The organism is Paenibacillus sp. FSL P2-0136 (genome assembly GCF_037975325.1).
Lineage (GTDB): Bacteria > Bacillota > Bacilli > Paenibacillales > Paenibacillaceae > Paenibacillus_AQ > Paenibacillus_AQ silagei.
On the sequence record NZ_CP150244.1, the window covers coordinates 4,073,398 to 4,088,628 of the forward strand.

Consider the following 15,231-nt stretch of genomic DNA (forward strand, 5'->3'; position numbering starts at 1 on the left):
TCGAAAAGAACCTCTAATAAAAAGCTGTCCCAATCAGCCATTCATGGCTTGCGGGACAGCTTTTTACATTTATGAACTGAGTCTGTTCTGCTGATACTGCTCCAGTGACATCAGCACCTCACGCGGCTTGCTGCCCTCGTAAGGGCCGATTACGCCTCTGGCCTCCATCGAGTCGATCAAGCGTGCGGCACGGGTGTAACCGACGCGCATACGCCGCTGAAGCAGCGATACAGAGGCCTGCTTGGCTTCCAGGACAATCTGGACGGCCTGTTCATACAATTCGTCCTGCGGCTCCTGATCCTCGCTCATGGTGTCGTCCACCTCAGGCACAAGCGACTCATCGTAATTCGCTTCCCCCTGGCTGCTGACATACTGTACAATTGTCTCTACTTCCTGATCGCTCATGAAAGCGCCCTGGACACGAATCGGCTTGGAAGCCCCCATCGGCAGGAACAGCATATCGCCGCGTCCGAGCAGCTTCTCGGCACCCGGCATATCCAGAATGGTCCGGGAATCCACATTCGAAGAGACGCCGAAGGCGATCCGCGAAGGAATATTCGCCTTGATCAGGCCGGTGATAACGTCAACCGAAGGACGCTGTGTGGCGATAATCAGATGAATTCCCGCCGCCCGCGCCATCTGGGCCAGCCGGCAGATCGCATCCTCTACATCATTGGCCGCAACCATCATCAGATCCGCAAGCTCGTCCACGATGACCACAATATAGGGCAGTACTGCTGCCGGATTATCCTTCATCAAGTTGTTATAGCCTTCCATATTGCGTGTGCCTGATTTGGAGAACAGCTCATACCGCTTCTCCATCTCCACCACAATCTTCTTCAAGGCCAGACTGGCACGCTTGGGGTCTGTCACTACCGGAGCCAGCAAATGCGGAATGCCGTTATATACATTCAGCTCGACCATCTTAGGGTCAACCATAAGGAATTTCACTTCATTCGGCTTAGCCTTATATAGAATGCTGGTAATAATACCGTTGATGCAGACCGATTTACCGGAGCCGGTTGCTCCTGCTACCAGCAGATGGGGCATCTTGGCGAGATTGCCGATAATCGTCTGGCCGGAGATATCCCGCCCGAAGGCAATGGACAGCCGTGAATCCGCCTCCTGGAAAATCTGCGTCTCCATCACTTCACGCATGGTGACGACCGAGACCTCCGAATTCGGCACTTCGATACCGATGGCTGATTTGCCGGGAATCGGCGCTTCCATACGGATATCTTTGGCTGCCAGTGCCAGCGCAATATCATCGGTAAGATTGACAATCCGGCTGACCTTTACGCCGATATCCGGCTGAATCTCATACCGGGTCACCGCTGGTCCACGAACCACTTCCAGCACCTTCGCCCTTACACCGAAGCTCTCCAGTGTAGCCTCCAGCTTGCGTGCCGTCTGCATATAATCATTCTGATCGCCCGCCTTCGCCCCGTTACTCGGCTTAGCCAGCAAACGGAAGGACGGCAGCTTGTACGGCTTGGGCGGAGGTGGAGGCGGTATAATCGGAGCCGCTTCGCCCTCCTCTGCCGTTCCCAGCAGCCCGTCCAGCTCTACAGGCAGTATACCCTCCCCGGATTCCCCTGACGGAACAGAATCTGCTCCCGCTCTCGTAAGCTCAGCAGCACCTGTTCCGGTGACAGCACCACCACGTGCCGCTGGTGAGAATTCGCTCCATTCCTCCCGGTCCTCGGCATTCAGCCCTTCAGAGCGGATATGCTCGAAGAAGTCCCGGATGATCGGCGTAACAGGCTCAAGCTCTTCATCCGGGAAGTCCTCCTCGCCATACTCCTCCAGAGGAATACCTCCCGCTGCTGTCATTCCGGAGATGACCGGACCACCCCGCGGATCAGTAATGATAATATCCGGCAGTTCTTCCTCCAGATCATCCATGACTTCCGGCTGATTCTGGCGGTCAGCCCCGCTGAACCATCCGGTAATTCTGCCCAGCAGCTTCGACTGTCCGCGTCTTGGCAGCTGCTGACCCGATCCGTCATCCTCTTCAAAGTAATCGTCATCATCCGCAGGTTCCGGCGTTGTAACTCTGCTGGCTCTAGCCGGTCTGCTGTTAACCACTGGAATGGCAGCCGGGCGGTTCGCCGCCCGGAGCTTAATTCCTTCAATCAGCTTGACGGCCCTTACCCGGAGTAAGGTAAACAGCTCTACATAGGAGAGATTGGTAATCAGCATGAAGCTGATGGCCAGCAATACAATCATCAGCAGCTTAGCGCCCAGATTGCCGAACAGCCACAGGAGCGCAGCGTATTCAAGCGCACCGATGTACCCCCCGCTGATGTCCTTGCCCAACATGTACACGCTGCTGTCGCCGGCGCCCGGGGAGAGGGCGCCGGATAGATCATTATGTATTTGAGACAGTACATTGCCCGGATGCAGCATCCCGAGCGGGCCCAGCTTCTGCTGCATCGCTGATATGGTACTCATCAGGCACATGGACAACAGCAGGAGCAGTCCGCCGGTATAGCGGCTGTTCCAGGTGGACGGCCATTTCCTGTGAATCATTACCATCAGACCATAAAAGGTTCCCGCCAGCGGCAGCACAAAATAGAATCTGCCGAGCAAATAACCTGCCATGCTTGAGAGCGAGCGGCCGACAGCCGCTTCCCCCGACAAAGCAATGACGGAAATCGTAATCAGCAGAATTCCGTAGATTTCATATTTTAAAACACTGCCCAGCAGCGCTTTCTTCTTCTTTCTTCTCCGTTTAGCCACGCCAGCCACCCCCGAGTCAACATTATACCATATAATGGCGTGGCGTACCTATGTTCTCTTTTGTCAGAATATGCATCTTTAGGGGGTTTGTTCGCACTTAGCGGTCCAGCTGAACGATTGCACCCGGGGAGAAGGCCGCATCCAGATATTTATCCAGCGGACACTGCAGCAGCCGGACCACCTTCGCCTGACCTCCATCCAGCAGCTCTACCTGCATCAGCATGCCCTGAATAGTCATCTCCTGCACGGGAGAGGCATAACTCAGTGCCCCCTCGAATACCTGCTCCATCGGCAGAATGGTATAAAAGGTCATTGGGGCAGCCCTCCTTGCGGAAGTGTCTCATTTGTCAGAGTGGGGGCAGCAGCAATCATCCGGTTCAAATGGGCGAGTGCGGCACCTATCCCGCCCACTTCATCCATCAGACCATACCTGACGGCATCCTGCCCGCCCACTGCGGTACCGATGTCGCGGTTCAGCTCTCCGGTCTTGAACATCAGATCCTTGAACTGCACTTCCGTGATGCGGGAATGAGAGGTCACGAATTTCACCATCCGCTCCTGCATACGCTCCATGTACTCGAAGGTCTGCGGCACGCCGATCACCAGACCGTTCATCCGGATCGGATGGATCGTCATGGTGGCACTTTCAGCAATAATGGAATACGTGGAGGATACCGCTATAGGTACACCGATGCTGTGACCGCCGCCGATGACAACTGTTACCGTAGGTTTCGACAAGGAAGCGATCATCTCGGCAATGGCCAGTCCAGCCTCTACGTCCCCGCCGACCGTATTGAGAATGATCAGCAGCCCTTTAATGGTCTTGCTCTGTTCAGCTGCAACGAGCTGGGGAATGATATGCTCGTATTTCGTGGTCTTGTTATGCGGCGGCAAGACGAAATGCCCTTCAATTTGTCCTATAATCGTCATGCAAAAAATATCCGGCTCCCCTGTCGGCACCGCCGTCTGCCCCAGCTCCTTCAGCACCCCCACAGGTCCCGGCATTCCTGGAGGAACCGGCTCATTTACTGCTGGTTTAATCTCCCCTGGCAGGATCTCTTCGTTACGCCCTCCGCCCGCCTTGCTTGCTTCTGTGATTTCCATCGTACACAGCGCTCCCCTTCTGCCTGCAACACCCGTCCGTGTGCTTCAGGATTCTGATTTCTATTAGTATGACATTCCGGGGGACTCCCTTATGCACTATATAAATTGCACTTGTATTTTTCTGCTGCTAATTCAAGAGGGCAGCCCCTCTCTTTAAAGGGCCGCCCTCTGTATTTCATATTTTAGTATTTGTCCACCACCGCACCCAGCGCTGCTCCGCGCACGTAGGTCTGACCTTTCAGGCTCTTTAACCCGTCCGCCGTCCCGGTCACAACCACCCCCAGTATCCGTACATCCCCGGCCTCCGGTGCAGGCTTGTCTTTTTTCAAATAATTGAAGATACGCTGATACTCACTGTGGTGATTGTCTTTCTTGTCTACCCCAATCTGTACTGCGCCGATGAAATCCTCGGGCTTCGCCTGATCCCAGTCCGGCTGGACGCCGAACCCGTAGACTCCGTAATTCGCACTCATCGGGGTCGGATAGTTCATTTTAGCGGGATCATTCTCATTTGAATACGGCTTGAAGTTGAACCCCTCGCGGTCATCATACGAATCGACCCAGTACCAGACCTGTTTTATGCCTGTAGGCAGCAGGCTCTTCGCCTCTTCAAATGAATAGTCCTTATCAAAGGATAAAGCCAGCTCCACCCGCTTGTCTCCGTTCATCTTGTAAAGTTCTGGGAGATCATTGATAATTTTTCCGTTGTAATCGACTTCCGGGATATAGAAGGCCATTTCTCTTTGTCCATTGTCGGAATTGTAATTCCGGTAATACTCGTACCCCTCCTGCTTCATACGCGGATCTTCTACACTCAGGTTTGACACGCCGCCGTACGCACCCGTTGTGAAAGGGAACCACCAGGGATTGTAATTGAGCCATCTGGTTTTCCAGGGGATAGGTACGTCATCGACAATCTTGTAGGTATTCATTTCCAGGACGCCTGACAAAAAGCCGCGATTGTCCTTGTAGCCTGAATTGAATTCATTAGGGCTGCTGATCCTCATATACTGCTGCTCGCTATAGTGGGCATTCATGGATAGATGACCTACAAGCTGCGCTGCTCCATAGAATACGATCAGCAGCGTAAGTATACTGACTCCGAGTGAAATCAGGATACTGCGTATCATACTCTTCCGTTTGGTTTTTTTCAGGGTGGTCATAATATTCTGGTCTTCTGCTTCTTCCCATGGGGCAGTCATTCGCCCTCACCTCCGTATAATTGTTTAAATTGCTGCCGCGCCCGGTAGAGCGTAGCCTTCACTGTTCCTTCCGTGATGCCTAGCATGGTGGAAATTTCCTTGTAGGACAGCTCCATTTCATATTTCAGCAGAATCAGCTGCCTGTTGGCTGGAATCATACCGGCCAGCACCTCTTCAATCTTCTCCTTGCGCTCCCGGCGCAGCAGCAACGCTTCCGGGAGCTCATGCTCAGGCGCAGGATGAACCTCCACTTCCTCGCTGTATTGGAACTTCTTCTTCCTGCGGCACAGGTCAAAATACCGGTTGATCGCAACCTTGTACAACCAGGCGCTGAATTTGCGCTCATCGATCGCTTCCAGATACAGCAGCGCCTTGTACACAGTGTCCTGCACAATATCCTCTGCATCTGAGGCCCCGGCGCCGAGGCGGATCAAGTAGCGGCGGATCTCCGCCAGTTTGGGTTGGAGCACCTTCTCCAAGTCTCTTGGCTCCATGCTGCACCTCCTTGCCTGTATAACGGTCAGGTTGCCCAAATGTTGTTTTGTGCAGTGAAAAAAAACATTAAAAAGCCCCCTTCCCCAGGAAACCGTCCAATATTTCCGGGAAAAGAGGCTATTGCCAAAGCTATATTGTTAAGAAATGCTTCTCTTATACTTCCATAATAATCGGCAGGATCATCGGTCTGCGGCGTGTCTGCTCATAGAGGAAACGGCCGAGGGAGTCTTTGACACTGGTCTTCAGAGAAGCCCATTCATTGACCTTCTCACTCATCAGACGCTGCAGCGTACCCGCAACAATCCGGTTTGCTTCGTCCAGGAGACCTTCCGATTCCCGTACATATACGAATCCGCGTGAGATGATGTCAGGACCGGAGACAATCGCTCCGTTCTGCTTGCTGAGGGTAACCACAACCACCAGAATACCATCCTGCGACAACAGCTTACGGTCACGCAATACAATGTTACCCACATCGCCGACACCCAGCCCGTCGATCAGTACGTTACCGGCAGTTACCTTACCCGCTCTGCGTGCAGCTCCACCGGAGATCTCAATCACTTCACCCAGCTCGGTGATGAAGATATTGCTTGGCTCTACGCCAACAGACTCCGCCAGAAGTGCATGCTTGCGCTGCATCCGGTATTCACCGTGGATCGGCATGAAGTATTTCGGCTTCATCAGGTTGAGCATCAGCTTCAGCTCTTCCTGGCTGCCGTGACCGGATACGTGAACGCCGGAGTTGGAGCCGCTGTAGATAACATTGGCACCCAGACGGAACAATTCATCAATGGTACGGCCTACATATTTCTCATTACCCGGTACCGGTGTAGCCGCAATAATAACGGTGTCGCCCGGCATAATGTCTACCTTGCGGTGGCTGGAACGCGCCATGCGTGTCAGCGCCGACATTGGCTCGCCTTGGCTGCCTGTGCACAGTACTACCACACGGTTGCCTGCCATTCTGTTCATCTCTTCAGGCTCAATGAGCATGCCGTCAGGGATATGCAGATAACCAAGCTCGGAAGCAATGGATACTACGTTAACCATGCTTCGTCCAATAACGGTAATCTTACGTCCTGTTGCTTCAGAAGCGTTCACTACCTGCTGAATACGATGCACGTTGGAAGCGAAGGTTGCTACTACCACACGTTGTTCAGCTTTGCGGAAAATATCTTCCAGCACGATGCCGACATTTTTCTCCGAAGGTGTGAAGCCCGGCTTCTCGGCATTGGTGCTGTCTGACAGCAGGGCCAGAACGCCCTTCGATCCGATCTCAGCCATGCGGTGCAGATTGGCAAATTGACCGTTGACTGGCGTGTGGTCGAATTTGAAGTCACCGGTGTGGACAACGTTGCCCTCTGGTGTCTCAATGCATACCCCGACAGAATCCGGAATACTGTGATTCGTTCTGAAGAAGGTTACCTTAAGCGATGTGCCCAGTTCAACCTCGGAATCCTCGTTAATCAGAATCCGCTTAGTTTCACCCAGCAGGTTCGCTTCCTTGAGCTTGTTCTCCACAAGACCCAGGGTAAGTCTTGTTCCGTATACCGGAACATTCAGGTTCTTAAGCACATAAGACAAGCCGCCAATGTGATCCTCATGGCCGTGCGTAAGAACAATCCCTCTTACCTTGTCACGGTTCTCGGTGAGGTAGGAGATATCCGGTATTACGATATCAATACCCAGCATATCTTCTTCAGGGAATTTCAGACCGGCGTCTACGACTACAATGTCGTTGCCATACTGAACTACGTACATGTTCTTACCAATTTCACCGACTCCGCCAAGTGCGAATATCGTCAGTTTGTCATTGTTGTTATTGTTTTTTTTGGACAAATGAATCTAACCCTCCTATGATGTTGGACGTCATACTTTTTATTTGTTAACAATGAGCTTCAATATTTCAGCGGCGCTGTAATATACATCAAATTGCTGTTAACTCCTTATTTCGACAAGGAATTCCCGGTAAGTCTGTATACTTGCACAGGTCTAAACTCCCGAATCCGGGCAGTAATATCCTCTTGAAGCGGGCAAATGCCCTCAAAATTCCACCACCGCGCCCCTCGCGCGTAAATCCGGCATATTTAGCACAGACTTATTCAAGGACCTATCCTGTCTTACAATGCAACAAATCCGCATTGCCGGAAGATTACCGCATATTCAATTAACCGCACCAAGTCACTTAAGTTCATTATACATGATTTTTTTGGCAAAAGACAAGTCACCCTGTACCTGGTCCTATTCTTTCCTTAACAAACAGCCAATATTTAAGGAAAAGACAAGCAAAAAACGCTGCAATGCCTGACTTTTTTAACATAGAGTTAATCCTGGAGAAATAATTACCATATGCGATCTGCGGCAGCCAGAAGTCCGTAACGTAAAAAACCGGCCGCTCCATAAGAGCGGCCGGTTGCCGTTGTACCTATCTTCGCCTATTCACTTATCCATGCCTGGACTAACTTATCTGAGCAGGGCAGCAATGAAGGCCGCCTCTTCTTCCGTCGGTGAAACCAGCGGCAGGCGGACCGAGCCGACATCTATCCCTTGCAGCCCGAGCGCATACTTCACGGCCGAGGGGTTCGGCAGCGGCTGCGGACACTCGAACAGTCCCTTGAAGACCGGAAACAGCTGCCGGTGAAGCTCGCCTGCACGGCGGACATTGCCGGAGGTGAAGGCCTCGATCATCTCTGACATCTGTGCTCCGACAACATGGCTGGCCACACTGATAATACCGTGTCCTCCCACAGCAAGCGTCGCGAGACCGGCGGAATCATCTCCAGTGTAGACATGGAAGTCTTCAGGACAAGCTGAGGCAATCCATGTAATCTGGTCTACCGAAGCACATTCCTTCGTAGCCACAATATTAGGAATCTCCGCCAGACGCAGGGTGGTAGCTACACTCATGCTTACTGTCGTTCGTCCTGGCACATTGTACAAGATGCATGGCAGTGAAGTCGCAGCAGCAATTGCAGAGAAATGCTGGTAGAGCCCTTCCTGATTCGGTTTATTGTAATAAGGGACGACCAGAAGCACACCGTCCACGCCGATTTTCTCGGCTTCCTTAGTAAGCTCGGTGGAATGTCTGGTGCTGTTGCTGCCGGTGCCGGCAATAATTTTACAGCGTCCGGCTGCCTGCTGCTTCACGAAGGAGAACAGCTTCAGCTTCTCCTTATCGGTTAGGGTCGGCGATTCGCCGGTGGTTCCGCAGACTACGAGCGCAGCGGACTTTTGTTCCTCGATCAGGTAATCGACCAGCCTTGAAGTTGCTTCCCAGTTGATTTCTCCTTCTCCGTCAAACGGGGTAACCATTGCGGTGATCAGTCTTCCGAAATCCACTTTGAATTCCTCCTTGTCAGCGGTGCAATTCAAACTTGGCATGCAGGGCGCGAACCGACTGCACCATATCTTCTTTTTTCACGAGAACCCAGATCGTTGTGTTGGAATCAGCAGACTGCAGAATCTGGATGTTCTGCGAGCTGAGCGCCTCGACGATATGCGCCATAATTCCCGGAACACCGTTGATGCCCCCGCCGATGACGGAGACCTTGGCACAGCCGGACAAGCTCTTGGGACGCAGGCCCAGCTCCTGCAGCGCAGCAATCGCCTGCTCCGATTTGTCATCGAACACGGTATATACGGCCTCGGTCGGTGTCACATTAATGAAGTCCACGCTGATTCCGTTATCGGCCATGCTTTTGAAGATCTGCAGCTGCACCCCGGTTCCATTGCCCTCCGGACATTCCACCGAGATCTGCGTAATATTGCTGACATAGGCAACCCCTGTGACGAACCGGTCCACCACTCCATGGGATACATCACTGAAGCCCTCGGGATGGGTCACAAGCGTCCCTTCCGCTTCGGAGAAGGTCGAGCGTACACGCACCGGAATCTGCGCCTGCATGGCAATCTCCACAGCCCGTGGATGAATGACCTTGGCTCCCTGATACGCCATGTTACAAATCTCGGTGTAGCTGACATAAGTAAGCTGTCTTGCATCTTCAACAATCCGCGGATCAGCAGTGAGTATTCCGTCCACATCCGTATAGATGTCTACCATATCCGCACGCAGCGCAGCCCCAAGGGCTGTAGCTGAGGTGTCGCTTCCTCCGCGGCCCAGCGTGGTGAAATCACCCGCTTCAGTCTGACCCTGGAAACCGGTTACTATTACTACTTTATGCTCACGCAGTTCCCGTAGAATGCGTTCTGTTCGCACGTCCAGGATTCTGGCATTGCCATAGCTGTTGTCGGTCAGGAATCCGGCTTGCGCTCCTGTTAGCACCGTCGACCGGATACCCTCCTGCTCCAGCAGACCGCACAGATTGGCCGCCGAGATGATCTCCCCGCAGCACATCAGCAAATCCCGTTCCCGGTCCGGCAGTGAATTCCCGCTCTGAACCGCCAGATCAAGCAGTGTATCGGTAGCATAGGGCTCCCCCTTGCGGCCCATAGCCGAGACTACGACCACCAGGCTGAACCCGCTGGCCAGCTCCCGTTTGACATGACGGATTACGTGTTCTCTGGCCACTGGTGTGGAGAGTGAGGTTCCGCCGAATTTTTGCACCAAAATACCCATGTATAATTCCTCCATTGCTTCTCTCAGCAGACTTACTGAACCCTACGTGAAATAAATCACCCCGCGAGGCAGAAGTGTTCGTAGCCGCGATAACCTGACTCTTATTATAGCGTAAAATTGTTCGTGCCGCCCCCGGGATGAGGACGGCAGAAATGAAGCTTATGGGTCCGTCAGCTAAAATTCGCTCTTCCGGGCCAATCTTGTACTGATTATATAAGCTATGCAGAATGAAATCGTTGTACTAACATAGGCTGTAACTGGTGACCCTGCAGGGCGGCGTAACAGGCTTCGGGAATGAGATCCATCTGCGCCACCAGCGAATTCGGCTTCCCCTCGGGATTATCCTGTCCGAACGGGACGAAATAAATATGTTTGGCTACCAGGAGCTTCGCAATATTCGCAGCGTTAAGCCCAAGTCCGTCATTCGTCGAGATCGCCAGCACCAGCGGACGCCCGTTGCGCATCTGCGATTTGGCTGCCATCAGCACCGGACTGTCCGTCATCGCGTTCGCCAGCTTGCTTGTTGTGTTCCCTGTGCAGGGAGCAATCGTCAGCACATCCAGCAGCTTGGAAGGACCCAGCGGCTCCGCTTCAACAATTGTAGAAATGATATCATTCCCTGTTATATCTTTCAACTGTTTTAACCAATTTTCCGAGGTTCCAAAGCGGGTATCCGTGTTCAGTACCGAAGCAGACACAATCGGCACCACATTCGCTCCTGAGTCCATGAACCGCTGAATCTGCGGCATCACCTCAGCGAAGGTGCAGTGTGAGCCGGTAATGGCATAACCTACTGTTTTTCCGTGCCAATCCATTCATTCATCCCCCCTGATTAAAGTCTCGTCCGATATCGACTGTACCAGCGCACCTGCCATAATGATTCCGGCGCTCTTGGGGGCAACAATCCCGGGCAGGCCCGGTGCCAGCATCGCCTTGATCCCGCGCTTCTCGGCATAACGGAAGTCGCATCCGCCCGGTGCGGACGCCAAATCGATGATCACGCAGTGCGGCTGAAGCCGGGACAGGACCTGTGCGTTGATAATCATAGCGGGTATGGTGTTGAAGATCAGATCCGCCTCAGGCGCATGCAGCAGCAAATCCTCTGTCATAAAAGGCTTCCAGCCCATTTCCTCCGCCCTTGCAAAGTGCTCCTGCTTCCTGACGCCTACTTTGACCGTTGCCCCCATTCCCTGGAGGGTTCTGGCCATGGTGAAGCCGGTCCGGCCCATCCCCAGCACCATCGATGTGGAGCCGTGTATGGTAAAGTCCGTGTTCTGTACGGCCATCACCAAAGCTCCCTCCGCTGTCGGAATAGAGTTGTAGATCGCCACATCGTCCCTGTTCAGCAGCTCCACCAGCTTCAGCGAATGACCGGCACACAGGCCGCGCAAATAGCTTTTAGCCATGCCGGTGTATACCAATGCCCGGGACGGCAGTGCCGCGATATGCTCCTCCCGCAGCTGGAGGCGTTCCGAAGAATACAGCGCATTAATGTAACCCTCATCATCGCAGCCGACCGCCGGCAGCACCAGCACATCCGCTTCGCCTAGCAGCTCGGGCGACAACAGTTCCAGGCTTACCCCCGGGCATGGGGCATCCCATGTATCGAATCCGGCAACGCTTACGGCCGCATCCAATTCCACACATTTCCGAATCACTTCAATTTGTCTCGCGTCCCCGCCCAGGAACACGATCCTGATGCCAGTAAGCATAGGGATGACGCTCCTTTCCACAACCACATTCGACTATAGAGCATCTTATGCCGGAAGCCGCCGATGGGTGAAGAGCGGAGAGGAATTCCTGAAGCACCGATATTAATCACAGAGTTTGCTGATATTTCAATCTATAATCAACTAAAAATGGATATGAAAGGAATGCTATGCGGAATAAATTCATTCGTTACATTGTAGCAGTCATCGCAGTTGCAGCAATTGCTACAGCAACAGTCTACATGAATCGGACCGGTATTAGCGGTCCAAAGAGTGAACAAGCAAACTCTTTCCCCGGCAATAAAGTAGCCATTTCTGCACATGCCCCTAGTCCTGCCATGACAGAGCTAAGTCCGGAGCAAATGAAAGAGGACCTCGATAAGCTTGTACATACACTTGTCCAGATGCACCCCCGTCTGATCAACGGTTGGACCAATGATGAGCAATCCGTTATTGACACTGCTTACGCCAACATTAAGCAATCCAAGACACGCGGTGAATTCTATTTCATTGCAGACACTATAGTCATGCTGCTTCATGACGGGCACACGACGCTCTACCCGCTCCCAGAGGTAAATATCCTTGATTTGCCTTTATTTTGGAGCCGAGAGGGTCTGCTGGTGAAGGATAGACGGGGAGCCTTTCAGCCAGGGGATCGGATTACAGCCATTGGAGGACGCAGTGTCAAGGATCTCGAAGAGGATCTGCAGCAGCTTATTCCGGCAGAGAATGAGAACTGGGTAAGAACACAGGCAGCCAGCCTGCTCCGGTCAGAATGGTTCCTGCAGCATTTAGGACTGGTCACCGAAGGTACAGTCTTGATAAACGCAACAAGGGCCGGACATCAAATTTCGGAGAGCATCCCCTTGTCATCAGACAGCGGACAGAAGGAATACAATCCGTACCCGGCACATTCTGCTGCGTTCACTTTTGAAATCAAGCCTGAGCAGTCCCTTGGAATCTTTCAGATAAATGACTGTGTGTATTCAAAGGATTATAAGTCAATGGTAAAACGTTTCTTTGACGAGGTCTACATACAGGGAATCAGCAATATAGCGGTTGATTTAAGGAATAATGGAGGTGGGGATTCCAGGGTGGTTGAAGAATTTCTCGCCTACACGGATGTCAGGAGCTACCGGAGTTTTGGAGGTGAGCTCCGCTTCTCCCCACAAGTTAAGCAGCAATTCCCAGACTTTCCGGACGACGGTACAGGTAGGAACGAACCTGCTCCCGTCCAAAATATCCGGCTGACCGATCATCCCTTCATTGGGTCCGTCTATGTATTGACTTCTCCCCGCACCTTCAGCTCGGCGAACTGGTTCGCTCTGATCATACAAGACAACAAACTCGGTCAAATCATTGGTGAGGCGAGCGGAAATCAGCCGTCCGCTTACGGAAATGTTATCGGCTTCCAGCTTCCGGCATCGGACATCGGCTTTCAGGTCTCTTTCCAAAAATTCACCCGTCCTGATCCTTCCCGCGACCCGGCCACAGCTGTGATGCCTGATATTGAAGCCTATACAACTGCTAATGATATTATTGAGCGCAGGGATGCCCAGATGGAGAAGCTGTATGAGGTCATTGTAAAGAAATAGATTGGGGGCTCTTCCAGCTAAACGATATATTTCAAAAAAAGCTTGCGGAAAGCGCACCTTAAGGTGCGTGTCCGCAAGCTTTTTTATAATTCCTATTTACTATTTGCCAGTATGCCCGAAGCCGCCGGCTCCGCGGACCGTGTCAGACAGCTCATCCACTTCCACCAGAGTCACTTCAGGCACAGCCTGGAATACCATCTGGGCGATCCGCTCGTTACGGGCAATCGCAAACGGCTCCTGTCCCAGATTGATCAGCAGCACCTTAATTTCGCCCCGGTAATCCGCATCGATGGTGCCCGGTGTGTTCAGGCAGGTGATGCCATGCTTCAAGGCCAGCCCGCTGCGCGGACGGATCTGCGCCTCCAGCCCGCCTGGCATCGCCAGGGATATACCGGTGGGGATCAGCGTCCGCTCGCCCGGAGCAAGCACCACAGGCTCTCCTACAGCGGCATACAGGTCATATCCCGAGGCCTGCTCGGACATTTTGCAGGGTAGCAGCACATCCTCATTCCCCGGTAGTTTGTTAATTTGAACGTAATGAGGCAAGATCATCTCTCCTAACATTGGCTATCGCTTTATCAGTGGAGCCTACCATCGCCAGGGACAACGGCTGTGCGAACATAAAGTCCAGCAGAGCATTGATATCCTCCATTGTTACAGCTCCGATTTTGGCTATCATTTCATCCAGCGTATCCTGACGGCCAAGCATCAGCTCATTTTTGCCCATCCGGTTCATCCGGCTGCCCGTGCTCTCCAGACTGAGAATCAGGCTGCCCTTGAGCTGCTCCTTGCCTTTACGCAGTTCGTCCTCGCTCAGGCCGTTCACAGCCAGATCACGCAGCATCTCTTTGATCAGCTCTGTAACTTCCTTGGTCTGCTTCGGCGCTGTCCCGGCATAGACCGTGAACAAGCCGCTGTCAGCCTGGGCGCTGTGGTACGAGAAGACAGAATAGGCCAGACCGCGCTTCTCGCGGATCTCCTGGAACAGCCGCGAGCTCATGCCGCCGCCGAACGCATTGTTCAGGAGTGCCATCGGATATTGCAGCGGCCCGCCGCTGCAGACGCCCGGCAAGGAGATGCAGATGTGATTCTGCTCGGTCTTCTTTTTGTGGAACACCAGCTCCCCCTGATATGCAGGCTCAGTCAGCACCGGCGCTTCACCATGATTCGTGAAGGAACCGAAATGCTGCTCCAGCAGCGGAATCAGACCGTCGTTAATATTACCGGCTACGCTGATGACTGTATTTTCGATGGTGTACTGCTCCTTCATGTAAGCACGCAGATCATCCGGCGTCATCTCCAGCAGGCGTTCCTTCAGCCCGAGGATCGTATAGGCCAGCGGGTGCTCACCGTAAGCAGCAGCACACATCAGCTCATGGACAAGATCATCCGGCGTGTCCTCGCACATGGCGATTTCCTCCAGGATTACATTCTTCTCCTTGGCCAGCTCCTCGGCATCCATCCGTGAGCGGAAGAACATATCTGCCAGCACATCCACGGCAATCGGCAGATGCTCATCCAGCACCTTCGCATAAAAGCATGTATATTCCTTCGAGGTAAACGCATTGACGTTCCCGCCAATGGCATCGAACTGTTCGGCAATATCCTTGGCGCTATAGCGGTCAGTCCCCTTAAAGAGCATATGCTCGATGAAATGGGAAATCCCGTTGTTCAGCGGGTTCTCATTACGGGAGCCCGTCTTGACCCAGATTCCGAAAGATACGGACCGGCCGGTCGGGATCTTCTCGGTCACCACCCGGAGTCCGTTCGATAATAATATTTTGTCCAATGTGTAATCCTCCTGGCAC

General features: G+C 53.0%; 13 protein-coding genes. 1 reads left to right on the forward strand and 12 read right to left on the reverse strand.

What is annotated here, in order from left to right; genetic code table 11:
* Nucleotides 1-69 precede the first annotated feature (69 nt).
* The 10 genes from NYE26_RS17120 to dpsA all read right to left on the reverse strand — a co-directional run bounded on the left by NYE26_RS17120 (nt 70) and on the right by dpsA (nt 11,831).
* Nucleotides 70-2,742 carry a DNA translocase FtsK 4TM domain-containing protein gene (locus tag NYE26_RS17120; RefSeq protein WP_339249029.1) on the reverse strand — a complete coding sequence of 891 codons (2,673 nt, stop codon included), beginning with the start codon at nt 2,740-2,742 and terminating at the stop codon, nt 70-72.
* Nucleotides 2,743-2,839: 97 nt separating this feature from the next.
* Complete coding sequence (locus NYE26_RS17125; RefSeq protein ID WP_036724745.1) at nt 2,840-3,055, reverse strand: YlzJ-like family protein; 216 nt, start codon at nt 3,053-3,055, stop codon at nt 2,840-2,842.
* Nucleotides 3,052-3,846, reverse strand: a complete 795-nt coding sequence (locus tag NYE26_RS17130) for an ATP-dependent Clp protease proteolytic subunit (RefSeq protein ID WP_036724744.1) — start codon at nt 3,844-3,846, stop codon at nt 3,052-3,054. The genes NYE26_RS17125 and NYE26_RS17130 overlap by 4 nt, the downstream gene beginning before the upstream one ends.
* Before the next feature lie 182 nt (nt 3,847-4,028).
* Entirely contained in the window at nt 4,029-5,048 is a 1,020-nt protein-coding gene (locus tag NYE26_RS17135; RefSeq protein ID WP_339249031.1) for an anti sigma factor C-terminal domain-containing protein, read from the reverse strand.
* A complete protein-coding gene (locus tag NYE26_RS17140; protein ID WP_339249032.1) occupies nt 5,045-5,542 on the reverse strand; it encodes an RNA polymerase sigma factor in 498 nt (165 codons plus the stop codon). The genes NYE26_RS17135 and NYE26_RS17140 overlap by 4 nt, the downstream gene beginning before the upstream one ends.
* 154 nt (nt 5,543-5,696) lie before the next feature.
* Nucleotides 5,697-7,382: a ribonuclease J gene (locus tag NYE26_RS17145; protein WP_036724742.1), complete on the reverse strand. Its 1,686-nt coding sequence runs from the start codon at nt 7,380-7,382 to the stop codon at nt 5,697-5,699.
* Between the two features lie 624 nt (nt 7,383-8,006).
* On the reverse strand, nt 8,007-8,882 hold the full coding sequence (gene dapA, locus NYE26_RS17150; RefSeq protein WP_339249033.1) for a 4-hydroxy-tetrahydrodipicolinate synthase: 876 nt from the start codon (nt 8,880-8,882) through the stop codon (nt 8,007-8,009).
* 16 nt (nt 8,883-8,898) lie between these two features.
* Nucleotides 8,899-10,119, reverse strand: coding sequence for an aspartate kinase (gene dapG / locus NYE26_RS17155; protein ID WP_036692638.1), 1,221 nt, complete (start codon nt 10,117-10,119; stop codon nt 8,899-8,901).
* A 218-nt stretch (nt 10,120-10,337) separates the two neighbouring features.
* Nucleotides 10,338-10,934, reverse strand: a complete 597-nt coding sequence (locus NYE26_RS17160) for a dipicolinate synthase subunit B (protein WP_036724740.1) — start codon at nt 10,932-10,934, stop codon at nt 10,338-10,340.
* The gene (gene dpsA, locus NYE26_RS17165; RefSeq protein WP_036724738.1) at nt 10,935-11,831 is read right to left on the reverse strand and encodes a dipicolinate synthase subunit DpsA; all 897 of its coding nucleotides are present in this window, start codon (nt 11,829-11,831) and stop codon (nt 10,935-10,937) included.
* A 335-nt stretch (nt 11,832-12,166) separates the two neighbouring features.
* Here dpsA and NYE26_RS17170 point away from each other — a divergent pair, with 335 nt between their 5' ends.
* Nucleotides 12,167-13,423, forward strand: coding sequence for a S41 family peptidase (locus NYE26_RS17170; RefSeq protein WP_339249034.1), 1,257 nt, complete (start codon nt 12,167-12,169; stop codon nt 13,421-13,423).
* A gap of 99 nt (nt 13,424-13,522) precedes the next feature.
* Here NYE26_RS17170 and dut read toward each other — a convergent pair whose 3' ends face one another.
* Both dut and NYE26_RS17180 read right to left on the reverse strand, forming a co-directional pair.
* Nucleotides 13,523-13,969 carry a dUTP diphosphatase gene (gene dut, locus NYE26_RS17175; protein WP_209879021.1) on the reverse strand — a complete coding sequence of 149 codons (447 nt, stop codon included), beginning with the start codon at nt 13,967-13,969 and terminating at the stop codon, nt 13,523-13,525.
* Nucleotides 13,947-15,212 (reverse strand): pitrilysin family protein, encoded by a 1,266-nt coding sequence (locus NYE26_RS17180; RefSeq protein ID WP_339249035.1) that lies wholly within the window; start codon nt 15,210-15,212, stop codon nt 13,947-13,949. The genes dut and NYE26_RS17180 overlap by 23 nt, the downstream gene beginning before the upstream one ends.
* Nucleotides 15,213-15,231: the final 19 nt, after the last annotated feature.